General features: G+C 37.1%; 21 protein-coding genes. 12 read left to right on the top strand and 9 right to left on the bottom strand.

Annotated features, from left to right (window positions below):
• The first annotated feature begins 60 nt into the window (after positions 1 to 60).
• From I6U49_RS01800 to murI, 8 genes are all read left to right on the top strand, one after another.
• Positions 61 to 717, top strand: a complete 657-nt coding sequence (locus I6U49_RS01800) for a CBS domain-containing protein (protein WP_193711506.1) — start codon at positions 61 to 63, stop codon at positions 715 to 717.
• Positions 714 to 1,598, top strand: a complete 885-nt coding sequence (locus I6U49_RS01795; protein WP_193711351.1) for an NAD kinase — start codon at positions 714 to 716, stop codon at positions 1,596 to 1,598. The genes I6U49_RS01800 and I6U49_RS01795 overlap by 4 nt, the downstream gene beginning before the upstream one ends.
• A 100-nt stretch (positions 1,599 to 1,698) precedes the next feature.
• Positions 1,699 to 2,403, top strand: coding sequence for a type IX secretion system protein PorG (porG, locus tag I6U49_RS01790; RefSeq protein WP_193711352.1), 705 nt, complete (start codon positions 1,699 to 1,701; stop codon positions 2,401 to 2,403).
• A 1-nt stretch (position 2,404) separates the two neighbouring features.
• Entirely contained in the window at positions 2,405 to 3,145 is a 741-nt protein-coding gene (locus I6U49_RS01785; RefSeq protein WP_193711353.1) for an isoprenyl transferase, read from the top strand.
• A gap of 7 nt (positions 3,146 to 3,152) precedes the next feature.
• A complete protein-coding gene (gene bamA / locus I6U49_RS01780) occupies positions 3,153 to 5,771 on the top strand; it encodes an outer membrane protein assembly factor BamA (RefSeq protein ID WP_198627358.1) in 2,619 nt (872 codons plus the stop codon).
• A 33-nt stretch (positions 5,772 to 5,804) separates the two neighbouring features.
• Entirely contained in the window at positions 5,805 to 6,608 is an 804-nt protein-coding gene (locus I6U49_RS01775) for an OmpH family outer membrane protein (protein ID WP_198627357.1), read from the top strand.
• Positions 6,609 to 6,651: 43 nt separating this feature from the next.
• Entirely contained in the window at positions 6,652 to 7,161 is a 510-nt protein-coding gene (locus I6U49_RS01770) for an OmpH family outer membrane protein (RefSeq protein ID WP_193711356.1), read from the top strand.
• A 70-nt stretch (positions 7,162 to 7,231) separates the two neighbouring features.
• Positions 7,232 to 8,029, top strand: coding sequence for a glutamate racemase (gene murI, locus I6U49_RS01765; RefSeq protein WP_198627356.1), 798 nt, complete (start codon positions 7,232 to 7,234; stop codon positions 8,027 to 8,029).
• Here the strand turns inward: murI and I6U49_RS01760 are convergent.
• Positions 8,026 to 9,072, bottom strand: coding sequence for a PorP/SprF family type IX secretion system membrane protein (locus I6U49_RS01760; RefSeq protein WP_198627355.1), 1,047 nt, complete (start codon positions 9,070 to 9,072; stop codon positions 8,026 to 8,028). The genes murI and I6U49_RS01760 overlap by 4 nt on opposite strands.
• Positions 9,073 to 9,132: 60 nt before the next feature.
• Between I6U49_RS01760 and I6U49_RS01755 the strand changes: the two genes are divergently transcribed.
• A complete protein-coding gene (locus I6U49_RS01755) occupies positions 9,133 to 10,056 on the top strand; it encodes a NifU family protein (RefSeq protein WP_198627354.1) in 924 nt (307 codons plus the stop codon).
• Positions 10,057 to 10,059: 3 nt separating this feature from the next.
• Here I6U49_RS01755 and I6U49_RS01750 read toward each other — a convergent pair whose 3' ends face one another.
• Positions 10,060 to 12,312 carry an inorganic phosphate transporter gene (locus I6U49_RS01750; RefSeq protein WP_198627541.1) on the bottom strand — a complete coding sequence of 751 codons (2,253 nt, stop codon included), beginning with the start codon at positions 12,310 to 12,312 and terminating at the stop codon, positions 10,060 to 10,062.
• A 337-nt stretch (positions 12,313 to 12,649) separates the two neighbouring features.
• Here I6U49_RS01750 and I6U49_RS01745 point away from each other — a divergent pair, with 337 nt between their 5' ends.
• The 3 genes from I6U49_RS01745 to I6U49_RS01735 all read left to right on the top strand — a co-directional run bounded on the left by I6U49_RS01745 (position 12,650) and on the right by I6U49_RS01735 (position 15,907).
• Positions 12,650 to 12,850, top strand: a complete 201-nt coding sequence (locus I6U49_RS01745) for a dodecin family protein (RefSeq protein ID WP_193711360.1) — start codon at positions 12,650 to 12,652, stop codon at positions 12,848 to 12,850.
• Between the two features lie 69 nt (positions 12,851 to 12,919).
• A complete protein-coding gene (locus I6U49_RS01740) occupies positions 12,920 to 14,956 on the top strand; it encodes a thioredoxin domain-containing protein (protein ID WP_198627353.1) in 2,037 nt (678 codons plus the stop codon).
• Between the two features lie 78 nt (positions 14,957 to 15,034).
• Complete coding sequence (locus I6U49_RS01735) at positions 15,035 to 15,907, top strand: mechanosensitive ion channel family protein (protein ID WP_198627352.1); 873 nt, start codon at positions 15,035 to 15,037, stop codon at positions 15,905 to 15,907.
• On the opposite strand, the gene tsaB is transcribed toward I6U49_RS01735, so the two are convergent.
• The 7 genes from tsaB to I6U49_RS01700 form a co-directional block, all read right to left on the bottom strand.
• Positions 15,904 to 16,563 (bottom strand): tRNA (adenosine(37)-N6)-threonylcarbamoyltransferase complex dimerization subunit type 1 TsaB, encoded by a 660-nt coding sequence (tsaB, locus tag I6U49_RS01730; protein WP_198627351.1) that lies wholly within the window; start codon positions 16,561 to 16,563, stop codon positions 15,904 to 15,906. The two genes, I6U49_RS01735 and tsaB, sit on opposite strands and share 4 nt — an antisense overlap.
• Positions 16,564 to 16,576: 13 nt before the next feature.
• Positions 16,577 to 17,809 carry an efflux RND transporter periplasmic adaptor subunit gene (locus I6U49_RS01725; protein WP_198627350.1) on the bottom strand — a complete coding sequence of 411 codons (1,233 nt, stop codon included), beginning with the start codon at positions 17,807 to 17,809 and terminating at the stop codon, positions 16,577 to 16,579.
• 3 nt (positions 17,810 to 17,812) lie between these two features.
• On the bottom strand, positions 17,813 to 19,252 hold the full coding sequence (locus I6U49_RS01720) for a TolC family protein (protein WP_198627349.1): 1,440 nt from the start codon (positions 19,250 to 19,252) through the stop codon (positions 17,813 to 17,815).
• A 62-nt stretch (positions 19,253 to 19,314) separates the two neighbouring features.
• Positions 19,315 to 20,433 carry an efflux RND transporter periplasmic adaptor subunit gene (locus I6U49_RS01715; RefSeq protein WP_198627348.1) on the bottom strand — a complete coding sequence of 373 codons (1,119 nt, stop codon included), beginning with the start codon at positions 20,431 to 20,433 and terminating at the stop codon, positions 19,315 to 19,317.
• Between the two features lie 27 nt (positions 20,434 to 20,460).
• Positions 20,461 to 21,726 carry an ABC transporter permease gene (locus I6U49_RS01710; protein WP_198627347.1) on the bottom strand — a complete coding sequence of 422 codons (1,266 nt, stop codon included), beginning with the start codon at positions 21,724 to 21,726 and terminating at the stop codon, positions 20,461 to 20,463.
• A gap of 1 nt (position 21,727) precedes the next feature.
• Positions 21,728 to 22,975 carry an ABC transporter permease gene (locus I6U49_RS01705; RefSeq protein ID WP_198627346.1) on the bottom strand — a complete coding sequence of 416 codons (1,248 nt, stop codon included), beginning with the start codon at positions 22,973 to 22,975 and terminating at the stop codon, positions 21,728 to 21,730.
• A complete protein-coding gene (locus I6U49_RS01700) occupies positions 22,968 to 23,669 on the bottom strand; it encodes an ABC transporter ATP-binding protein (RefSeq protein ID WP_193711369.1) in 702 nt (233 codons plus the stop codon). The genes I6U49_RS01705 and I6U49_RS01700 overlap by 8 nt, the downstream gene beginning before the upstream one ends.
• Positions 23,670 to 23,673 lie beyond the last annotated feature (4 nt).

The following is a 23,673-nucleotide window of genomic DNA, read 5'->3' as shown; positions in this document are numbered from 1 at the left end:
CTTGGGAATGCTCTAATGAATTTTATTTTAATTAATTTGCATCATAAAGGAAACGACATCATGAAGATGGATAATTTTATAATAAACGATGTCTCCATAAGGCATTTTTCTGATAAGATTGGGGAAGTTCAAGACTTGTTCAACCAGCTAACCTATTCGCATTTGCCGGTAGAAAACCACGGTATTTATATGGGTTGTATCTCAGAAAATGATATTCGCTGTTTTGAAGCAGAAAAATCTTTAGAAGATTACCAGTATGCCTTAGAAGGCTTTTTTGTTAGAAACACCGATTTTTGGTTGGATATTTTAGAACGTTTTGCGCAAAATAACACGAATATTTTACCCGTTTTGGACGAAGAAAATCACTATTTAGGTTATGTAGAGCTTAACGAGATTATCGCATTATTTAACGAAACACCATTTTTAAGCGAAGCCGGAAATATTATTGTAATTCAAAAAGGGAGCAAGGATTATTCTTTTAGTGAAATTGCTCAAATTATAGAATCGAACAGCGCCAATATTTTGGGGTCTTTTATTTCAAAAATTGAAAATGATGTGGTTCAAATCACCATCAAATTAAGTCCGTCGGGAATAAATGAGATCATCCAGTCTTTCCGTAGGTATGGTTATAAAATAATTTCAGAGCACAGGGAAGATAATTTCAACAAAAATCTTAGAGACCGCTCTAAATATCTGGATAAATACCTGAATATATGAAAGTAGGTATCTACGGTCAGTTTTACCATACTAATGCCGGAACTTATATTGGAGAGCTTCTGGAATTACTAAAGCGCAAAAACATCAATGTAATTATTGAAAAGAATTTCCTGGAACTTATTCATTTAAACAAAACAATTACTGAAGACTATTCGCATTTTAGTACATTCGAAGAACTAAATAACAGCTTCGACCTATTCTTTTGCATTGGTGGAGACGGCACTATTTTAAAATCTATCAACTACATTAGAAACTTAGATATTCCTATTGTAGGCATCAATACGGGAAGGTTAGGCTTTTTGGCTACCATGCAAAAAGAGGAAATTAAAAGTAGCTTAGAGACCATACTGCAAAAGAATTTTAGTATTTCCTCACGTACGGTATTAAATATAAGCACAAATCCTCCCAACAATGATCCTGTTTTTAAGAATATCTCTTTAAATGAAATAGCCGTAAGCCGAAAGAACACCACATCTATGATTACAGTAGATACCTGGTTAAACGACCAGTATTTAAACTCTTACTGGGCAGATGGGTTAATTGTATCTACCCCAACTGGCTCTACTGGCTACTCACTTAGTTGTGGAGGGCCTGTAATTACGCCAGATGCAGGTTCTATAATTATCACCCCAATTGCACCACACAATTTAAATGCGCGACCCCTAGTTGTAAAAGACGATACCAAAATAACCCTTAGGGTAACTGGCCGCGAAGAATCTCATTTAGTCTCTATGGATTCCAGAATTGCCACTCTGGAAAATGATACCGAAATTATTATAGAAAAAGCACCCTACACCATAAACCTTGTTGAACTTAAAGGCGATAGTTTTCTCCAAACCCTGCGAAAAAAGCTTATGTGGGGAGAAGATAAGCGTAATTAAGCAATAAATGATTTTAAAAACTGTTTAAGAACATATACAAATTTGCTCAAATTATTGTAGAGCAAACATTATTGTTATATTTGCAAACTTTTGAAAACCTATGAGGTACCTATTAGTTGTAGTAATCTTGCTTATTTTTACTCCAAAAACGCAATCGCAAACATTTGAAGCGGGACCATATATTGGTGGCGCTAATTATATTGGCGATGTAGGCCGAACCAATTTTGTACTTCCCAACAATCTGGTTGGCGGTGCACTTATTAAATGGAATCGTAGCGCACGCCATGCGTTTAGATTTTCCCTTCTATATGCTGAAATAAGTGCCGATGATGCTAATTCTAATGACCCCAGAAGAGCAAAAAGAGGATATTCCTTTACCAATACAATCGCTGAAGCCTCTCTAGGCTTAGAATATAATTTCTGGAGTTTCGACCTTCACGAAGGCCACCCACAAAGCTCGCCTTATCTTTATACCGGTATCACTTATTTTAGAGCCGACCATTTATTATTAAATGCGAATTTCCCTAATGGCGAACTCGAAAATCAAGGTGCCAACTGGGATTTCTCAATTCCTGTAATTTTTGGTTACAAAGAAAGTATTACACAAGGCATAGTAGGCGCTTTGGAAATAGGAGTGCGTTACACCTTTACCGACAACCTGGACGGAAGCTGGCCCGAAGAAATTTTTGGAAACAGAATGCCTGAAAAAGAATTTGGAAATAGAAACACCAACGACTGGTATGTATTTACCGGTGTAAACTTCACCTTTTCGTGGGGAAGGAAACCTTGCTATAGCCGATTTTAATATGAATTACAAAGAGAATATAGACCTTAAAAAATTACCGAAACACATTGCCATTATTATGGATGGCAATGGTAGGTGGGCAAGGCAAAAAGGCTTTCTAAGAGCAGCAGGGCACGAAGAAGGCACCACAGCTGTACGTGACGTGGTAGAAGCTTCTGCCGAAATTGGGATTGAGTATTTAAGTCTGTATGCTTTTTCAACAGAAAACTGGAATCGGCCAAAATTAGAAGTAGATACCCTAATGCGCCTTTTGGTTTCCTCATTAAAAAAGGAAATTAAAACACTTCAAAAGAATAATATCAGGTTAAATGCCATAGGTAACTTAAAAACATTGCCTAAAAAGGTATACAAAGAACTTCATGAGGTGATAGAGAAAACCAAAGCCAATAATCGCATGGTCCTTAACCTTGCGCTTAGTTATGGTTCTCGTGAAGAATTAAGCTCTGCTATAAGAGAAATTAGCCTGAAAGTTAAAAATAATGAAATAACTGCCGATGCTATTGATGAATCGGTTATAAATCAGCATCTTTACACCCGAAATTTTCCAGAGGTAGATTTATTGATCAGAACCAGCGGAGAACAACGTATAAGCAATTTCCTTTTATGGCAAATTGCTTATGCCGAATTATATTTTACAAAAATATTATGGCCAGATTTTAGGAAAGAAAATCTTTTTGAGGCCATTTACAATTATCAAAATAGAGAACGACGATTTGGAAAAACCAGTGAGCAACTTAGTTAGCGCATCCATGACGAAAAAAATAGTAAGCCTTCTGGCCGTAGCCTTTAGTTTAATTTTTAGTATTTCTTCCCAAGCCCAAGGCTTACCACTAGAAGATGGAAAGAAGTATGTAATTGGAGATATAAAAGTTACCGGTACCGTTAGTTTTAACGAGCAAACTGTAATTGCTTATACCGGCTTAAAAAAAGGTGAAGAAATCTATATTCCCGGTGATAAAATAAGTAGCGTTATCAATAAATTATGGGATATTGATCAATTTAGCGATATCAATTTCTATATCACCAACGTAAGCGATGGCAATGTAGCCGATTTGGAAATTGAAATCCAGGAAGTTCCTAAGCTTAATAAAGTAAAGGTTACCGGACTTAAGAAAAGGGAACAGGAAGAAATAATTAAGGAGAATAAGCTAAGAGCGGGCACTAAAGTTTCAGAAAACCTTATTACTACCACTAAAAACTATATTGAAAGCAAGTATCGAAAAGAAGGATATTTTAACGCTAAAGCCAAAATTAGCACTAGTGAGGTAAACGATACTACGGCCAACGTGAACCTGGTTAATATGCTAATAGATATAGACCAGGGAGATCGTATAAAGATTTCTGAAATTAGCTTTAGCGGAAATGAAAAGTTTTCTGACGCAAAGCTTAGAAGGTCTATGAAAAACACAAAACAGAAGAATATTATTCGCTTCTGGAAAAGATCTAAATTTGTAAGGGCAGACTATCAGGAAGATAAAGAAAGCCTTATAGATAAATACAAAGAAAGTGGTTACCGTGATGCGCGAATTGTAAAAGACTCTTTGGTTGAAATAGATGACGAAACCATTGCTTTAAATCTTAAAATTGAAGAGGGGGATCAATATTATATTGGAAACATCGATTTTCTAGGAAATTCGGTTTATTCAGATATCCAATTAGCTAGTGTTTTGGGTATAAAAAAAGGAGATGTTTACAACGGGGTACTTCTAGACAAAAGAATTGCCGATGAAACCAAACCAGATGGAGAAGATCTTTCTAACCTATATAAAAATAATGGTTATTTATTCTCTAATATAAACCTTGTTGAAACCAATGTTTATAACGACACCATAGACTTTGAAATTAGAATTGTTGAAGGAAAAGAGGCTTATTTCAACAATATTAAAGTAACTGGTAACGACAAAACCAAAGATCACGTAATTTACCGTGAATTAAGAACCAAGCCCGGGCAAAAATATAGTCAAGAAGATGTAGTAAATACTGTAAGGGAACTTGGGCAACTAGGTTTCTTTGACGCAGAACAATTAGAACCAAAATTTGTAGACCCCGATCCACAATCTGGTACTTTAGATCTTGAATATTCTGTAGTAGAAGCCGGTGCCAGCCAAATAGAACTACAAGGTGGTTATGGTGGCGGTGGCTTTATTGGTACTTTAGGGCTTTCTTTCAACAACTTCTCTTTATCTGGAATTTTTGATAAAGAAGCCTATAAACCTGTACCTATGGGAGATGGGCAAACACTTTCACTTAGGGCACAGGCAAGTACTTTTTATCAAACCTACAGCTTATCCTTTATGGAGCCGTGGCTTGGCGGTAAAAAACCGGTAAGCCTTCAAACGTCTTTCTCTTATACAAGACAGTTCTTATTTGATTATATAAACAGAGAGGCAGACAGGAGTAGAAGTTTTGATATACTTGGTGTAAATATTGGCCTTGCGAAACGTTTAACAGTGCCAGATCCTTATATTACTGTATCACACTCACTAGGTTTTCAGCGTTATAATTTAAACAATTATAACACCGGCCTATTTACATTTGGTGACGGGCACTCTAATAACTTCACCTACACATTTGGCCTAACTAGAGATAATACTTATGTAAACCCAATTTTCCCAATGGGAGGTTCTAAATTTAAGCTTACAGCTAAATTCACTCCTCCATACTCGCTTTGGAATGGTGTAGACTATGCCAATTTAGCCGAAAAAAGGGAATACCAATTAGAAGATGAAAACGGAAATCTAATAAACCAACAAGGTGACAGGGTTACTCCTGAAAACGCAGTTGGTGACCAACGAAAAATAGATCAGAAGAAATTTAACTGGTTGGAATTTTACAAGGTTAAGTTTAGTGGAGAGTGGTATACTCAAATCTACGACAAACTTGTATTAAGAACCAACGCTGAATACGGTTTCCTTGGAGCATATAACAACGAACGTGGTGTACCTCCTTTCGAGAGATTCTTTCTTGGGGGTGATGGCCTTGGCGCTTTTAGTTTAGATGGTAGAGAAACCATTCAATTAAGAGGTTACCCTAATCAATCTGTAGTACCTTTAGACCGCCCGGCTGGGGTTAACGACGATGGTGCCACTATCTATAACAAATACTCTTTAGAATTAAGATACCCCATCACCCTAAAACCTTCGGCATCTATTTACGCCCTTACATTCTTGGAAGCAGGTGCTTCCTACGATAATTTTAGGGACTTTAATCCTTTTCAATTAAATAGATCTGCCGGCGCAGGGTTGAGAATCTTTATGCCTGCCTTTGGTTTACTAGGTATAGATTTTGGATATGGTTTTGATTCTATTGGGGGACAACCCGGAGCTAATGGATGGGAAACACATTTCATAATTGGACAGCAATTTTAATTTGGCACGATATTTTCTATATTCGTTTTAAGTATGCTTAGAAGAACATTTTTATTGATAGTTTTTATTTCACTTGGGTTTGGGGCTAATGCCCAAAAACCAATGAATATAGGCTATGTAGATATGGAGTATATCCTTGAAAATGTTCCCGAATATCAGCAAGCTTCAACTCAACTAGATCAAAGAGTTGAAGAATGGCAAATTGAAATTGAGCAAAAACGCAACGAAATTGCCGAAATGAAAAGTAGTCTTGAAAACGAAAGAGCGCTACTCACTCCCGAATTAATTGAAGAGCGGGAAGAAGAAATCGCTTATCAGCAAGAACAAGCTACAGAATATGAACAAAAACGTTTTGGCCCAAAAGGTGATTATATGATCCAAAAAAGGCAATTGATAAAGCCTATTCAAGATCAGGTTTTCGCTGCAGTTCAGGAAATAGCCGAGACCAGGAATTTTGACTTTATATTTGACAGAAATGCTGAATCGGGTATGCTTTTTGCAAAAAACCGTTTTGATTTAAGTGACCAGGTGCTAAGGAGCATAAATAGAGCTGCTAACAGAAGGCAAATTGAAACAAAACAAGAAGAACTGGAACTAGAAAGAGCTGAAGCTCGCACAGCAGAAGAAGATGAAGAATTAAGTGCACGAGAACAAGCTATTCAAGACAGAAAGAACGAACGCGAAGCTTTAATAGAAGAAAGAAGAAGAAAACAGGACTCTATTAAAGAAGCTAGACAGAAAAAATTTGAGGAACGCAGAGAAAGAATTTTAAGAGAAAGACAAGAAAAAAGAGATTCAATTCAAGCGGCACGGACCAAAAAAGATACAATAAACTAAATAATTTTTAACCTTAATACTTAAACAATTAATAGCAATTAAAATGAAACAATTCAAAACACTTTTTATAGCCCTTGCATTAACCATAGGAGCTACTGCATTTACAAGTGCACAAACCAAAGTTGCCCATATCGCAACCCAGGAGTTAGTAGAAACTATGCCTGCTTATAAAGATGCAATGTCACAGCTTCAAAAGTTAGAGAAAACTTATGATGCAGAGATTAAAGATATGCTTACCGAAGCACAAAATACTATGCAGCGTTACCAATCTGAAGCCGAAACAGTAACAGAAGAAGAAAACGCTAAGAGAGCCAGTGAATTACAGGCTACCGAAAGAAGAATACAGGAACATAGCCAAAGAGCCAGACAGGAACTTCAAAAGAAAGAAAACGATCTAATTAGACCGGTAATTGAAAAAGCTCGTGAAGCTATCCAAAAAGTAGCCAGAGAACAAGGTTTTGATTATGTATTGGATTCTACCACAGGAACCGGAGTAATCCTTGCTGATGGTAAAGACCTTATGGCCGATGTAAAAGCTGAATTGGGAATGTAATTTTCATTCAACATATAAATAAAGATTAAAAACTGCGCCCCTTTTAGGCGCAGTTTTTATTTTTGTAGTAATGAGTAATACACAACCTATAGGAATATTTGATTCAGGCGTTGGAGGAACTTCCATTTGGCGGGAAGTTCACGAATTACTCCCTTTTGAAAAAACCATCTACCTGGCTGATAGTAAAAACGCACCCTACGGAGAAAAACCTATTGAAGAAATTAAAAATCTTAGCCGGAAAAACACGGAGAAATTACTGGACATGGGCGCCAAGATTATTATTGTTGCCTGTAATACTGCCACTACAAACGCCATAAAGGAATTAAGAAATGAGTACTCCATTCCCTTTATTGGTATTGAACCGGCAATTAAGCCGGCGGCATTAAAATCAAAATCAAAAACCATAGGCATACTAGCCACCAGGGGGACTTTAACAAGTACGCTATTCTCACAGACTTCAGATTTTTACGCAAAGAGTATTAACATAGTAGAAGTAGAAGGTCGCGGCCTTGTAGAACTCATTGAAGCAGGGGAACTAGAGTCTCCCCAAATGAGGAGCCTTTTACTTAAACTACTGGAACCTTTTTTTGTAAATAAAATAGATTACCTGGTATTGGGCTGCAGCCATTACCCCTACCTTATCCCCTTACTAAAGGAATTACTCCCAGAAGATGTAATTGTTATAGATTCTGGCGAGGCCGTTGCAAGACAAACCAAATCTATTCTAAGTTCAAATAATTTATTAGCGAATGAGCAAACAGTAGAAAAGCCAGTTCCGGAGTTTTTTAGCAACACCAATCCCAAAGTATTGGAACAATTAACTGAGGCCTTAAAATATGCTTATAAAGTTTCCTATCTGGATTTTTAATTAACCGCCGGGCATTTACAATTCCAGCGCCCCCTACTCTTCCCAAAATCATATCCAATGCTAATTTGATGAAAGCCGTTATTGCTTAAAACCACAGAGTTAAATTGGTATGTAAAAGTATAACCAAACATAAAATTCTTATAATCCAAACCTACAAAAGGAGTAATATACCGCAACTGCTGATTTTTCATTTTATTACCCGTAGCCGTATATTCTGCACCTTCAAAACTATTTCTATAAGAAAGACCGCCCCAAACCTGCCCAATATTTACATTGCGATAAACTTTCATATTTAAATCAATATTCATTTCATTAGTTGCTTCGCGCAATTGGTATAAAATAGAGGGTTCGTAGCTCCAATCGGTAGTGTTTTCAAATACATAACCTGTAGAAAATAGATATTTTCGCTGATTGCTGGGTACTGCATCAGAATAAAAAAGCTCCCTTCTAACTGAAATCATATTCTTAGCGGCCACATGAGCATAGAAATTTCTGTAATAATAAGACATTCCAAGATCCATATTCCCAAAAACATCAGAAAGCTTATTACTGCTTACAATAGGGTCGAATATATTAAAACTACTTTGATCTAACCTATGCTGAATAATCCCAGCACTTAAGCCAAAAGACAACTGGTTTAGATCTAATTCACTTCTGGAGAAAAGTAAATGATAAGCTACTGCGGCATAAGCTCCAATTTTAGAAAAATTTCCATTTTTATCATTAAACACAATCCCCCCAACTCCCAGTTTGTCCCCAACCCGCCCATTTATAGCTAGTGTTTGTAAGCTGGGGGCATTAGCTACGTCAAACCATTGCTGCCTGGCAGTAAGCCTTATTTGATTTCTATTGGCAGCACCCGCCATAGATGGATGAATAAGAAAAAGATTGTCGGTTAAGTAATCTGAATAAACAGGAATCACTTCCTGGGCTTTGGCCGAGAAACACAGGAAATAGCAAAATAGGATGAAAAAACTTTTTTGGGAAACTATTGTAAGTTGATTAGCTTTAAAACACCTGATAAATAAATATTTAATCTCCATAAGAAAGGTAAAGATATAGATTAACTAAGTTTTCTTTAGTACTTTCGCAAAAAATTTGATATGAGCAATTTTACCGTAAATATACAAGGCACCAACAAACCCGGAATTATAAAATTTGAAACCAATAAGTTTTTAACACGCCACGAAAATTATGAATTTCATAATATAGATGAAGCCGCAATATCCCCATTAGCACAACAATTATTTTATCTACCGTTTGTAAAGACCGTTTACATTGCGCAAAATTTTATTGCGATAGAAAAATATGACATTGTAGAATGGCAGGATGTTCAGGAGGAAGTTGCCGTACAAATAGAAGATTTTCTAAACAAGGACGGTGTAGTAATTAAAAAAGAAACCGACCAAACCAAAAATGTTCCGGTTACTGTATATGCAGAAAGCACTCCAAACCCAGGAGTAATGAAGTTTGTTGCGAATAAAAAATTGGTTTTAAAAACCGTAGAATTTAAGAATATTGATGAAGCTAAAGATGCTCCACTCGCACAACAACTTTTTCATTTTCCTTTTGTAAAAGCGGTTTTTATAGATTCTAATTACGTTTCTATACACAAATATGATGTAGCCGAATGGGAAGAAATAACCCTTGAACTGCGCGAATTCATCACCAATTATCTGCAGGATGGAAAAGAGGTTTTAAAGGCCGAAGCTTCGGCTCCGCAACAAACTGAAGCATCTACCCACCCGGCCAATCCGGAGGTTAGCCAGGAAATCAAGGATCTTGATGATACTTCAAAGCAAGTGATCGCCATTTTAGATGAATACATTAAACCTGCTGTAGCAAGTGATGGCGGAAATATTCTTTTTGACTCCTACAACCCCGATAACAAAACTGTAAAAGTTATACTGCAGGGAGCTTGTAGCGGTTGCCCTTCTTCCACAATGACTCTTAAAAGCGGTATTGAAACCATGCTAAGAGATATGCTTCGCGGAAAAGTAGATTATGTTGAAGCGGTAAACGGGTAACTGCTAAAGCGTAGATTTTGCTTCAACATAAAATTCACGAAACAGTTGAATTAAATTAAGCGTAGATGAAATAAGGTCTTTAGATTCCAGCAAAAGCCCAAAATACAGTTTGGTATTTTTAGGGCTGCTTTCTGAAGTCCTTATTCGTTTAATTTGTTTCTCTATCAATTCAGAAATCGTATCGAGCAATGCTTGCTTTTCAGCAAGGATAGAGTCTAAACGCTCAAAATCGTGTTCATTAAACGTATATTTTATTTCTGAAAATAACTGTTCCAGCTTCTTATCTATCTTTTTTAAATCCCGAATCTGATTAAACTTGAGGTTTTTATGATTGTTATTTACATGCTCAAAAGAATTCCGGGTAATATAACGGGTAGAGTTAACCATTTCCTGTAAATAATTCAATAGATGAATATAAAAACGGCTGGCTTCTACCGAGTCTTCATCTAATGATTTAATAAAATAATAAACATTCCCTTTAAGCTCGTCTACCTCCCGCTCTAATTCACTTACTTTTTTATTATTTTTCTTAAGCTTGCCCAGATCGTGATACCCCAGGTTATCTACAGTTTTGGTATATCTTTTTTGAATCCCGGAAATCACTTGAGAAATATTTACCGAGCTTTCAGAGGTAATTTCATTAATGGTAATAATATCTGTACGTTTATACTTTTTTTGCTGCTTCTTGGCCTTTGTTTTCCTGGCATGTGCAAGGGTATTTTTGATAACAAAAAAAGCAGTTATGCACATCAAGATAGTAATAGCTACAAGCCCACCAAAATAGATAAGCAAAGCAAATAGCGCGGCACCCAGAAAAGCCACCAGGGCAGTTACAAACCAACCACCAATAACGTTAAGAACACCTGCAACCCTGTAGACAGCACTCTCCTGATTCCAGGCCCTATCTGCCAACGAAGTACCCATAGCAACCATAAAAGTTACATAAGTTGTAGAGAGCGGAAGCTGTAAGTTGGTTCCCATAGAAATTAAGACACTAGCTACCACTAAATTTACAGAAGCCCTAACCAAATCGAATGCGGGTGGGGCAATCTCCTTTCCTGGGGTTTTCGTTTTAGGGGTTTCAAACTGTACATCTATTTTTTTTCTAATTTTATCAGGAATTACGTCTGATACCGCACTTCCAAACATCATGGAGTACCTTACTATAGTTCGAGATAAATAATTGGCTCCAAAACGTTCTGAACCCTCATTTTGCCTGGATAATTTTACACCGGTATCTACCACTGCTTTAGCTTTTCCGGAGAACCAAATGGTAAGTACCATAACGCCTCCTGCAAAAATCAAAATAATTTCAGGAGTGGGAACACTCCCAGCCAGGTCGCTCATTAATAATTCGGAAGCCGCTACACCAGAAGCACTCCATATTTCATAAGACTGCCAGGCGGCAATGGGCACACCTATAAAATTAACAAGATCGTTTCCTGCAAAGGCAAGAGCCAGGGCAAAAGTTCCAACAACCACAATAACTTTAAGAATATTAACCTTAAAAAAACTGATTAAGACTTTTGAAAGGATTGTAAAACCTATTAAACTAAAAATGATAATCTCTATACGGTTATTATGAACATCCTCTACAAAATGATCAGACACAAAAGCCAAACTATTTAGGCCTTTAATTAGGATAAAATAGAAAATGGCGGCCAGGGAAACTCCACCAAAAATAGCTCCGGTATATTTCAGTCTCTTTTCATATTTAAAAGAAAGTACCAGGCGTGAAAAATATTGCACCAATGCACCGGTTACAAAGGCTATAATAATGGCCAGCAAAATCCCAACAATAACTTCAGAGGCCTTTTCTACATTTATAAAATCTACTAAACTGGAGAGGTCTTTATTGGTAGTAAAGATTTTTAGAAGAGCAATACTAACAGCCGCTCCCAGTAATTCAAACATAATTGAGACCGTAGTAGATGTTGGCAAGCCAAGGGAGTTAAAGAAATCCAGCAGCAAGACATCGGTAAGCATTACAGCCATAAAAATGATCATGATTTCCTCAAAAAAGAATTCCTGCGGAAGAAAAATTCCCTTTCTGGCTACTTCCATCAATCCGCTAGAAAATATCGCACCTACCGCTACACCAAGACTTGCAATAATTAAAATAGAGCGAAGGGAAACCGCTTTGGAACCCACAGCAGAATTCAGGAAATTAATAGCATCGTTACTCACCCCAACCACTAAATCTGTAATAGCTAGAATAAATAAGAGTCCAAGAATTATTAAGTAAACATCCTGCATGTGAACAAAAATCATTTCAACTTGCAAAATTCAGCGATTTTTTCATATTATCAGCCTTTTGAAGGTTATTAAAACTTTAATTAAATCGTAGATGAATAATCCAGCTTTTGTGATCCTAAAAATTCAACCTAAAAGCTAGTATGGTTTAACAAGTTTCATTTTTAATTGCTTTCAAAGTTTTAAAACTTCTAAAGAGTTTCCAGGCTTAAATTTCAGCAACTGATATTAGCACAGACAACTAGTAAAATCCCCCGCTTTTTAAAAAATCAGCATCTCATACAAAAATCTATTTATTTTTAATAGTAAACTGATTTATAACTCTCTAAAACTAAAAGTCATGTCTATTATAAAAGTAATTGAGATCCTGGCCAATTCAACCGAAAGTTGGGAAGACGCTACCAAGAAAGCTGTAAAACACGCATCTAAGACAGTTAAAAATATAAAATCTGTTTATGTTAAAGAGCAAAGTGCACTTGTAAATGGAGAAAACATTACCGAATTTCGGGTTAATGTGAAAATCTCTTTTGTAGTCAATTAATTTTTACTCAAAAATATTATAGACGCTCCCTGGGATTCCGGGGAGCGTTTTTAATTTTAAAAATAGTATATGGCCAAACCTAAATTTACCAATAAACTAATTAACGAAACAAGTCCTTACCTACTACAACACGCCCACAATCCAGTAAACTGGGAAGGCTGGAATACACAAAGCCTGGAAAAAGCGCGCAGGGAATATAAGCTCCTACTCATAAGCGTGGGCTATTCTGCCTGTCACTGGTGCCACGTAATGGAACACGAAAGCTTTGAAGATGAATCTGTTGCCGAAATTATGAATCGGCATTTTGTAAATATAAAAGTTGATAGAGAAGAACGCCCCGATATAGACCAGGTTTATATGAATGCTATTCAAATAATGACAGGCACAGGCGGTTGGCCAATGAATATTGTAGCATTACCAGACGGCAGACCTGTTTGGGGTGGCACCTATTTTAGAAAAGACCAATGGAAAGATGCTTTAAAACAACTCTCTACACTTTACCATACTAAACCCAACGAAATGAAAGACTATGCCGCTAAACTGGAAGCAGGTTTAAAACGGCTACAACTCATTGAAACTCCCAAAGAAGAAACCCCCTTTGCTCCTCAATTTTTGGAAAATATGCTGCAAAAATGGAGAAAAACATTTGACCTTAAAAATGGCGGTTCGCAGAGCGCCCCTAAGTTTATGCTTCCGGTAAGCTTGTCTTTTCTATTCAGATATGCCGTACAACACGATAGCAAGGATGTCCTTGAACATTGTATACATAGCTTAAACAAGATTTCATATGGCGGGATCTTTGACCATATTGGCGGTGGTTTCTCAAGATACTCGGTAGATGAGCGCTGGCATGTACCCCATTTTGAAAAAATGCTTTACGACAATGCTCAACTGGTAAGTCTCTACAGCAAAGCTTTTGCTTTCAAGAAAAACCAATGGTACAAAGAAGTGGTTTACAAAACCCTTAATTTTATAAAAGAGGAATTAACAGCTAATAACGGAGCCTTTTATTCTGCTTTAGATGCAGATAGCAAAGATAAAAGCGACAACAAAAAAGAAGGTGCCTATTATGTTTGGGAGAAAGATGATTTACAAAAGTTACTTCAAGAAGACTTCTACATATTTGAAGCCTACTATAATATAAATTCGTTCGGGAAATGGGAAGAGAACAATTATGTGCTTATTCGATCTGAAAGCGATAAAGAGATTGCCGAGACATTTAAACTCAAACCATCAAAACTAGAAGAAAAGAAAAAACACTGGACTAAAATTTTAAAAAAAGAACGTGACAAAAGACCAAAACCCGAACTGGACGATAAAAGCTTAACTTCATGGAACGCCCTTATGCTAAACGGATATGTAGATGCCTATAAAGCTTTTGAGGAACCAAAATTCCTTGAAAATGCATTAAAAAACGCAGCATTTCTTCAAGAACACCAGTTAACAACAGATTATAGGCTTTGGCATAGTTTTAAAAATGGTAAAAGCTCTATAAATGCTTACCTGGAAGACTATGCCCTTTGTACCGAAGCCTTTCTTAATTTATATGAAGCCACTTTCGAAGAAAAATGGCTTGAAATAGCAAAACAATTAATCCTGGTTTGCCTTGAAGACTTTCAGGATAAAAAATCGGGAATGTTCTATTTCACCTCTTGTAGAGATGAAGCTTTAATTACCAGAAACTATGAATTGAATGATAATGTGATACCCGCTTCAAATTCAGTCATGGCCAAAAATCTATTTAAACTTTCCTGTATAACAGGAAATAGGGAGTATTACGATTTATCGGAGAAAATGCTGAGAATAGTTCAACCTCAAATAGAAACCCATCCGCAGTCTTATGCAAACTGGCTGGATTTGATGCTAAATTTTACCGAGTCTTTTAATGAAATAGCGATTATGGGCAAAAATGCACTTTCTATAAAAAAGCAACTCCAACAAGAGTTCCTTCCAAACTGTGTTTTTGCAGGTTCCACAAGGCCATCAGAAATTTCGATTCTAAAAAACCGATTTAGAGATAATAAAGACTTAATTTATATCTGTAGCGGCGGAAAGTGCGATCTTCCTTTAAACTCTGTTGAAAAAGTCATTGAAAAACTAAAATGATTTTAACAAAAATTAAACAAGAAAAGTTCTTTTAAATGAAAAAATATTGGTCAATTTGCCTTAAAAATATTTTACCTTATGGAACAACTTGACGATTGGGGCGATATCGCAAAAGAATACGCAGACAAATTTATTGACTATCTACCTACTTTAATAGGCGCTTTAGCGCTCCTAATAATTGGCCTTTGGGTAATAGGTTTAATTGTAAAGTATGTAGAAAAGTTATTCAAAAAGAAAGATTACGACGAAACTTTAGAAATTTTCACTTTAAATGCGCTAAGGTGGGGACTTAGAATATTATTATTTGTTCTCTTTATCACACAGCTTGGTGTACAAAGTGCCTCGTTGGTGGCCGCACTTGGTGCTGCTGGTTTAGCCATTGGTTTAGCTATGCAGGGATCACTCTCTAATTTGGCCGGCGGTGTTATCTTAATAGTTTTAAAACCTTTTAAAGTTGGAGATTGGATAGAAGTACAGGGAGTTTCTGGAACCGTAGTTGAGATATCGTTGTTTTACACCAAACTAGATACTTTCGGAAATCAGCGGGCGGTAATTCCAAATGGTGAATTAAGTAATGATAATATTATTAATTACAGCTATAATGGTACAAGAAAAGAAAATCTAAGTTTTGGAATTTCTTATGATGATGATTTAAAGAAAGCCAAGGAAGTTTTAAGAAACCTTGTAGAGGAGCAGGAAGATGTACTTAAAGATCCGGCACCGCAAGTTATTGTTTCTGAACTGGGCGCCGATTCAGTTAATTTTTCAGTAAGGTATTTTGCTGAAAACAGTAAATTCTGGGATCTACACTGGTATATGATTGAAGAAGGAAAAATAAGACTGGAAGAAGCCGGTATGACAATTCCTTATCCCCAAAGAGATGTTTATCTTTACGATCAAACTAAAATGAACGGTACGGTAGAAAAGAGGTCCAAAAACAAGGCCGATTAACCGGCAATAAAATCTTTTAAATAATAAGGTTCAAAATAAGCGACATCTTCGGTGTCGCTTATTTTGTATTTAGCTTCTGCTAATGAACACATTTCTTTTGCCGATGGTAATTTATCTAAAATAAACCTGGCATTTGAATGGGTACAAATTGCTTTAAATTTCTCTACCCCATTTCCTACAAATATCGTTGTATTCTTTTCAAGAAAATGACTAAAAGAATTTTCATCCAGGACTTCAGCTTTAGTTTCTCTTAGTTCATCCAGATTTTCATCAAAAACACTGGCATAAACTTCCATTCGGCGTGCATCTAACATGGGAACAACAAAGCCCTTTTTAAGTTCAACTTGTGCAGCAAGCGAATTTAAAGTTGGGATGGCAATTAAAGGAATATTCAAGGAAAAGCATAGTCCTTTGGCTGCAGAAACCCCTATTCTTAAGCCTGTATAAGAACCGGGACCTTTACTAACGGCCACTGCATCCAGATTCTGAACACCTAAATTGTTTTCATTTAAAATTTCATCTATAAAAACGTGCAACTTCTCGGCGTGCGAATAATTATTGCTTTTATCTTCTTTTAAAGCTAATAACTGCCCATCCTTTGAAAGTGCAACAGAGCAATTGGTGGTAGCGGTTTCCAGGCAAAGTATTAAAGCCATGTTTTATGTTTTCTTATTTCTTAATTACCTCAACATCATCGCCTTCTTTAAGGCTTTTGGTTACGGTATTATAGGGCCCTGTAATTACGGTTTCTCCTTCGGTTAAACCTTCGGTAATTTCAATATTACTATCATCCTGAATTCCGGTAGAAACCTTTCTTATTTGAGCTTTTTCTCCATCCTTTAGAAAAACGGCCTCGTATTTTTGTTCTTCGCTTTTGGTCTTTGTAGTATCACTTTTTATTACAATTGCACTAATAGGAACCCCTATAATAGCATCTTTTCTATTGGTAATAATATCTACTGTAGCGGTCATACCGGGTCTAAAAGGAGAATAATTATCAGGTTTTTCTTTTAAAAGCTCTTTATAAGATTCCTCTAAAATACGAACTTTCACTTTAAAATTAGTCACCTGGTCGGTGGTAAGTGCAGCATCGGCCGAATTTGAAATTTCGGTAACAATCCCTTTAAACTCTTCTCCTAAATAAGCATCTACCTCTACAATAGTAGAATCGCCTACCTCAACCTTTACAATATCATTTTCATTTACGTCTACTTCTACCTCCATGTTGGTAAGGTTGGCAACCCTAAGAATTTCGGTACCCGCCATTTGTTGGGTCCCAACAACCCTTTCACCCAATTCTGCATCTAATTTTGAAATGGTACCGCTCATAGGTGCGTAAATATTTGTACGCCCCAGGTTATCCTGCGCTTCCTTTACAGTAGCCGATGTACTTTGCATATTGTAATAGGCCGATTCTTTATTGGCTTTCGCTACTTCATATTCTGAAACAACCCTATCCCACTCGGCTTTCGAAATCACTCCCTTTTCAAAAAGACTTTTGTTCCGGTTATAATTTGCTTCCGCTTGTTTTAAACTTGCCTGAGCCTGGGCATAATTTGCACGAGAAGTTTCAAGGCCTGCCTGTGCCCTATTCACGTTAGATTGATAAATGTCTGGGTTTACCCTAACCAATAAATCCCCTTTTTCTACAGCCTGACCTTCTACCACAGGAAGTTCTATTATTTCACCCGAAACTTCCGAAGATAATTTAACTTCAATCTCAGGTTGAATTTTTCCCGTAGCCGATACAGTTTCTACAATATCTATAGGCTCTATTTTGGTGATCTCTACTTCTTTAAAATTACCGGTTTTTCCAAACCAGCCTGCTTTTTTTCCCACTATTAGCAATAGAATAAGTGCTACAGCAATTCCAATAATTATAAAAAGCGTCTTTTTTTTCATGATTTAAAATTTAAGATCGGTCACCGGTACTCCAAAATATAGTTCAAGTACTTTTAGTTTAAAAATATAATCGTATTTGGTTCTAAGCACTTCACTTTGTGCATTTTCATACCTTAATTTTGCCTGGCTAAACTCAAAAGCATTAGAAATCCCTACATCAAATCGCTGTGTAGAGTATTCAAAAGCCTGTTCTTGTGCATTTGCTGCAACCAAAGAAGCTTCATAAGCCTCAAAAGCTCCTTCGGCATCTACATACGCCTGATACACATTCGCTTCAAGATCTAATTCGGCCTGCTCTAATTGATACTCGGCCCGCTTTGCATTTACCTGGCTTCTTCTAACCTGGTTTCTTGTAGCTAAGCCATTAAAAATTGGCACACTAACCTGAACACCATAACTTATACCATCGTTGCGCTGTAATTGCTCAAAAAACGGCAAAGGACTTCCAATAGTAGTTAAAACATTGGGAGCAACTACAATATCCCCGGTGCTTTCAACTACCCCTATTTCACGAGTAGGATCGTTGGGATCTACTTCTGCCCCTACAACTCTTCCCTGACCAGATTCACGGGTATTATAATTAAAGAAGGCACCCACGCTTGGGTAGTAAGCTCCTTTAGCAATTTCTACATCTTTTTGGGCTATTTCCTTATTAGCTTCTGCAATCTTAATTTCAGATCTTTCTTCTTTGGCCCGCTCTACTATATCTTCTACCGGATTGTCTAAAATTTCGGTTCCAAAAATATCGTAACCCGATTCTACGATATCAAAATTCTCGTAATCTTTTATTAGCAGCGTTTGTGCTAAATTAATAAGTGAAATTCTAATATTGTTTTGAGCCACAATTATACGCTGTTTCTCATCGGCAAAAGTAGCTTCAATTTCAAGAAGATCGCCTTTAGGCAAAGAACCGGCTTCTACCAGTTCTTCTGTGCGCTGCATTTGCTCACGGGTAACCTCGTTTTGCATTTTAAGAATCTCCAGGTTCTGTTTATTAAAAAGCACTTGCAAATAGGCATCTGCAACAAAAAGGGTAATATCGTCCTTCATTTTATCAAGCGCATACTGGCTGGCCAGTTTAGAAATTTTTGCCCGTTGTAATTGCTTGAAGTTTCTTAGCCCGTCAAAAAGGTTTAGACTGGCGGTAATCCCCGCAGAAAAGTTTCGGGTAGTCTGGGTTTGTAACACCCCGGTGGTTACATTTTGTGTAAGCCCTGTATTCCAGGAATTGGTAGCCGAAGCATTTACATTGGGCAGGAAGTTACCAAACGCATCTTTTTTTCCTAATTCGGCAAGTTCTACATCCAGCTCGCTTTGTTTTACTGAAATATTATTCTCTAATGCGTAGTTTACGCATTCCTGAAGTGTCCATTTGTTATTTTCCTGAGCTTTTACAAATAAACCAGAGAATAACAGTATGACTAATAAGTTATATTTTTTCATAATCGGGATTGTGGTTGATGAGTCTGCGAAATTCTTAACTTGTTACATTTTGAAGTAAAAATCTATTTTCCGGCGAATTCAGGTCCGGGTTGCACCTTGTTCCAAACCTTAATCTTATCGTCTTCAGAAATTCCTTCTTTCACCTCTACCTGAATCCCATCACTAATTCCCAACGTCAAATCCCTTCTTTCAAATTGCTGATCTCCGGTCTCTACTTCCACGAAAGGATCCTGAGTTTTAGAATCGAATTGAACAAGTGCTTCTTTAATGGCCAAAACCTCATCTGCCCTATCTAAAATAATGGAAGCATTGGCGCTTAAACCGGCTCTAATAAAAGTCGTATCGGCTTTATTTAGGGTTCCTTTTATCTCAAACTGAATGGCTCCATTTTCATCTACACCTTTTGGGGCTATATAATCCAAAACAGCATTAAAAGTTTTATTCTCTATAGCACCTACTGTTACTTCTAAAGGTAAACCTTCTTTAATTTTACCTACTTCGCTTTCATCAACTTTCCCCTCAAAAATCATTTCGTTCACATCGGCCAGGGTAGCCAGGGTAGTACCGTCATTAAAATTATTACTTTCAATTACCTGGTTCCCTACTTTTACAGGAACGTCAAGTACCATTCCGTCTACCGTGGAGCGTATAAGTGTATTAGCCGCACTCCCTATACCACTGGTAGTTCCTGTTTGTACAATTTCAAAGTTTTGTTGAGCAGAACGGTAATTTTGCTGCATTCTTTTATAGTTGGCTTCGGCATTATCGAAATCGTTTTGAGAAATCACACCTTTTTCAAATAAGGATTTCTGCCTCTCAAAAGACTTTTTCTCATTATCTAAATTGATTTTAGCTGTAGCTACCGCATCTTTTGCACTTTGCAATGAATTTACATTTGGAATAACCCTTATTTTTGCGATAAGGTCTCCAGCTTTCACCTTTTCTCCGGCCTCAATGTATATTTCATCTATAATCCCGGAAATATTAGGTTTTATAAGCACTTCTTCCTTGGGTACGATATTACCGGTAGCTACGGTTTTTTTAACAATGGTCTCTACATAAGCCTGTTCGGTTTCATAAACCCTGGGATCTTCCTGGTTTTTCTGAAACAAATAGTATAATGCCCCGACAAAGACCACGGCGATCAATACTAAAATTGAAATGGTAACTGTTTTTTTCATTTTTTGATTGTATTTATCTTCTTTTCTTTACTCAGTTCTTAACGCATCTACAGGCTTTATTTTAATTGCATTTTGAGCCGGAATAAGCCCTGCTAACAAACCTGAACATACCAAAATAGCAAGGGCAGTAAGTACAACTCCTAAATCCACACTTGGGTTTGCAAACATCATTTCGGAAGTATCCATTCCACTTAAAGCATAATTTACTCCCGCAATTATTCCGGTAGCGAAAATAATACCGGCCATTCCCGAAATAATAGTCAGAAAAATAGACTCCATTAAGATTTGCCCCCTTATTGACCATGGAGTGGCACCAAGAGCACGTCTCACTCCAATTTCATTCGTTCTCTCTTTCACTACAATTAGCATAATATTGCTAATTCCTATTATACCGGAGAGCAACACCAAAATACCTACAAAGTAGGCCACTGCCTTAAGTGCTAAAAACAAACCGTTTACCCTATTAAACTCTTCATATAGATCGAAGTTCCCTACCGCCCTGTCATCTTCAGGGTGAATTGAATGCCTGGTTTTTATAAGATCTAAAATGCTGGATTTTAAACTGGTAATAGAGTTTTCATCATTTGCGGTAATCGCCATCCAGCCTACGGTATCTCCCATATTAAAAGCCTGGGAAAAGGCTGTAAATGGAACATAGATCTGTTTTTGAGCTTCTTCTACGTTTCCGCCTCCACCACCTTTTTTCTTGTAGGTTCCAATTACCATAAAATTTACTCCATTAATTTTAAGATAAGTCCCTAAAACTTCTTCATCTTTCTCATAAAGTTCCCGTTTTACGCCTTCTCCAATAATGGCTACTTTACGCTTCTCCTGAATATCTAAATAGTTTATAAACCTTCCGGAAGTAATATCCATGGGCTCCTGTTGAATAATCTCAGGATAATCGCCATAGACATTAAAAGCACCGGTTTGAAGACCTCTAACCACATTGTTATTTCCCCCAAAACCACCTAATTGATTTCTTGGAGAAATAAATCTAAGACCGGGAACATTCTCTCTAAGCGCTTCTACATCTGCTGTTTTAAAATTGTACCTTCTTCCTTTAGGCAAACCTTTATAAGGCTTAGAGGCTGTTTGCGTCCACATAAACATGGTATTTGTAGCTATGCCCCCAAAACCTTTTTTTACACCATTTTCAAGTCCCTTTCCTGCCGCCAATAAAATAACAAGAATAAAGATACCCCACATTACGCCAAACGCAGTAAGGATAGTCCTAAACCAGTTAGAGCTTAATGCTTCAATTATTTCACTCCATTTATCCCTGCTAAACATACTATTCGTCTCTTAGTGCTACAATGGGTTTAATTCTCGCAGCCCTCCAGGCAGGAAAAAACCCTGCTATGGCACCGGCAAGTATCAAGATAAAAACGGTGGTAAGTGCTACATTAAAATTAACGGCAGGATTAGCAATGTAGGGAGTTTCTATAAGCGGGCCAACAAACTCCAGCAATAGCAAACTGGCTATCAAACCCACAAAACCGGCTATTGCAGTTACAAAAATAGACTCGTGCAAAACCATTCCCACAATAGAGAGCGGCTCTGCCCCCAGGGCTTTTCTGATCCCTATTTCCCGGGTTCTTTCTTTTACTATAATTAGCATAATGTTACTTACGCCCACCACCCCGGCAATTATGGTACAGATCCCCACCCCCCAAAAGAAAAATTTGATCATATCCATCAAATCGTAAAAACGCTTGGCATTTTCCAGGGAGTTATTAATACTAACAGCACTTTCGTCATCTGGGGCTATGGTATGAGTTTCTTTTAATTGATTTTCTATATCTGCCGAAAAACTACTGGAAGCAGCAAGTGCTTTTTCAAAACTCTCTTCCGGCTCTAAAGTAAAAGCCATATTGGCGATATTATTCGCACCTCCAAAAACACGTTGTGCGGTAGAAAGTGGCATAAACACGCGACTCTCTTCCCTTTCTCCACCAGGATCGGTATACACTCCAATAACCTTAAAATTTACACCTGAAATCTGAATATACTCCCCTATTGGTTGCTTATTGTCTTTAAAAAGATCGTTCCTAACCTTATTGCCTACCACTAAAACTTTCTCATAATTATGATAATCTTTATAATTGAGAAAACGGCCTTCTACCATCCCACTATTTTCAAGAAATTGATAATCTGGATAAACCCCTTCTACCCGATAAGAGCCCGACTCCTTCCTGTAGTTAACTATACCGTTCCAAATTCTAAAAATAGAAGATTTATACTCTAAATCATCCTGATGTTTCAATGAGGCATAGTTGAAGTCTTCATTCTTCATTTGAATTCTCCTACCGGGATTTAGCCCCTTGTATTCTTTCGAGGTAACACCTGTGTAGACATAAATAATGTTAGCAGCATCTCTTTTGAATTCCTGGGAAATACCGTTTCGCATCCCCTCCCCGATTCCCAAAAGAATTACTAGAATAAAAATCCCTGAAGCTACCGAAAGGCCAGTTAAAAAGGTTCGTAATTTATTTTTACGAATAGTATCAAAAATCTCTTCCCAACGTTCTAAATCAAACATTTTCCAGTGCTCTTATTTGTTTAACCCTGGTGTCCTGGATTATCTTACCATCTTTTAAATTAACGATCCTCTTGGTCATGGCAGCAATATCGGGCTCGTGGGTAACCACAAGTATGGTTCGACCCTCATCGTTAATTTCCTGGATTAGGTTCATTACTTCATAAGATGTTTTTGAATCTAATGCCCCGGTAGGTTCATCGGCTAAAAGCACCTTTGGATCGCTGGCCAGCGCCCTTGCAATAGCAACCCGCTGTTTTTGACCTCCAGACAATTCATTCGGTAAATGACCACTCCAATCAGCAAGACCCACCTTTTCCAAATAAGCCATCGCCTTTTCCATGCGCTCGCCCCGATTAATCCCCTGATAATACAAGGGCAGAGCCACATTATCTAAAGCACTTTTATAAGAAATAAGATTAAATGACTGGAAAATAAAACCCAGAAATTTATTACGGTAACGAGCAGCTATCTTTTCATTAAGATTTTTAATAGGTACGCCATCCAGGGTATAAGAGCCTTCATCTAATTCATCTAACATCCCTAAAATATTTAGAAAAGTAGATTTGCCAGACCCAGACGACCCCATAATAGAAACGAGTTCTCCTTCGGCAACGCTAAAATTAATCCCTTTTAAAACGTGTAGCGAACTGCTACCCATCTTATAAGACTTATGAAGATCTCTAATCTCTATCATTGAA

It is taken from the genome of Salegentibacter maritimus (genome assembly GCF_016236915.1).
GTDB classification, from domain to species: Bacteria; Bacteroidota; Bacteroidia; order Flavobacteriales; family Flavobacteriaceae; genus Salegentibacter; species Salegentibacter maritimus.
This window is presented reverse-complemented; position numbering and strand designations above follow the sequence as displayed.

Bases quoted from the DNA above. Each gene is read 5' to 3' on its own strand.
- I6U49_RS01740 (WP_198627353.1), top strand. From the start codon at position 12,920: ATGGCCAAACCTAAATTTACCAATAAACTAATTAACGAAACAAGTCCT.
- I6U49_RS01755 (WP_198627354.1), top strand. From the start codon at position 9,133: ATGAGCAATTTTACCGTAAATATACAAGGCACCAACAAACCCGGAATT.
- I6U49_RS01770 (WP_193711356.1), top strand. From the start codon at position 6,652: ATGAAACAATTCAAAACACTTTTTATAGCCCTTGCATTAACCATAGGA.
- I6U49_RS01800 (WP_193711506.1), top strand. From the start codon at position 61: ATGAAGATGGATAATTTTATAATAAACGATGTCTCCATAAGGCATTTT.
- I6U49_RS01785 (WP_193711353.1), top strand. From the start codon at position 2,405: ATGAATTACAAAGAGAATATAGACCTTAAAAAATTACCGAAACACATT.
- tsaB (WP_198627351.1), bottom strand. From the start codon at position 16,563: ATGGCTTTAATACTTTGCCTGGAAACCGCTACCACCAATTGCTCTGTT.
- I6U49_RS01705 (WP_198627346.1), bottom strand. From the start codon at position 22,975: ATGTTTGATTTAGAACGTTGGGAAGAGATTTTTGATACTATTCGTAAA.
- porG (WP_193711352.1), top strand. From the start codon at position 1,699: ATGAGGTACCTATTAGTTGTAGTAATCTTGCTTATTTTTACTCCAAAA.
- I6U49_RS01775 (WP_198627357.1), top strand. From the start codon at position 5,805: ATGCTTAGAAGAACATTTTTATTGATAGTTTTTATTTCACTTGGGTTT.
- I6U49_RS01720 (WP_198627349.1), bottom strand. From the start codon at position 19,252: ATGAAAAAATATAACTTATTAGTCATACTGTTATTCTCTGGTTTATTT.
- I6U49_RS01725 (WP_198627350.1), bottom strand. From the start codon at position 17,809: ATGAAAAAAAAGACGCTTTTTATAATTATTGGAATTGCTGTAGCACTT.
- I6U49_RS01715 (WP_198627348.1), bottom strand. From the start codon at position 20,433: ATGAAAAAAACAGTTACCATTTCAATTTTAGTATTGATCGCCGTGGTC.
- I6U49_RS01745 (WP_193711360.1), top strand. From the start codon at position 12,650: ATGTCTATTATAAAAGTAATTGAGATCCTGGCCAATTCAACCGAAAGT.
- bamA (WP_198627358.1), top strand. From the start codon at position 3,153: ATGACGAAAAAAATAGTAAGCCTTCTGGCCGTAGCCTTTAGTTTAATT.
- I6U49_RS01700 (WP_193711369.1), bottom strand. From the start codon at position 23,669: ATGATAGAGATTAGAGATCTTCATAAGTCTTATAAGATGGGTAGCAGT.
- I6U49_RS01795 (WP_193711351.1), top strand. From the start codon at position 714: ATGAAAGTAGGTATCTACGGTCAGTTTTACCATACTAATGCCGGAACT.
- I6U49_RS01760 (WP_198627355.1), bottom strand. From the start codon at position 9,072: ATGGAGATTAAATATTTATTTATCAGGTGTTTTAAAGCTAATCAACTT.
- I6U49_RS01710 (WP_198627347.1), bottom strand. From the start codon at position 21,726: ATGTTTAGCAGGGATAAATGGAGTGAAATAATTGAAGCATTAAGCTCT.
- I6U49_RS01735 (WP_198627352.1), top strand. From the start codon at position 15,035: ATGGAACAACTTGACGATTGGGGCGATATCGCAAAAGAATACGCAGAC.
- I6U49_RS01750 (WP_198627541.1), bottom strand. From the start codon at position 12,312: ATGCAGGATGTTTACTTAATAATTCTTGGACTCTTATTTATTCTAGCT.
- murI (WP_198627356.1), top strand. From the start codon at position 7,232: ATGAGTAATACACAACCTATAGGAATATTTGATTCAGGCGTTGGAGGA.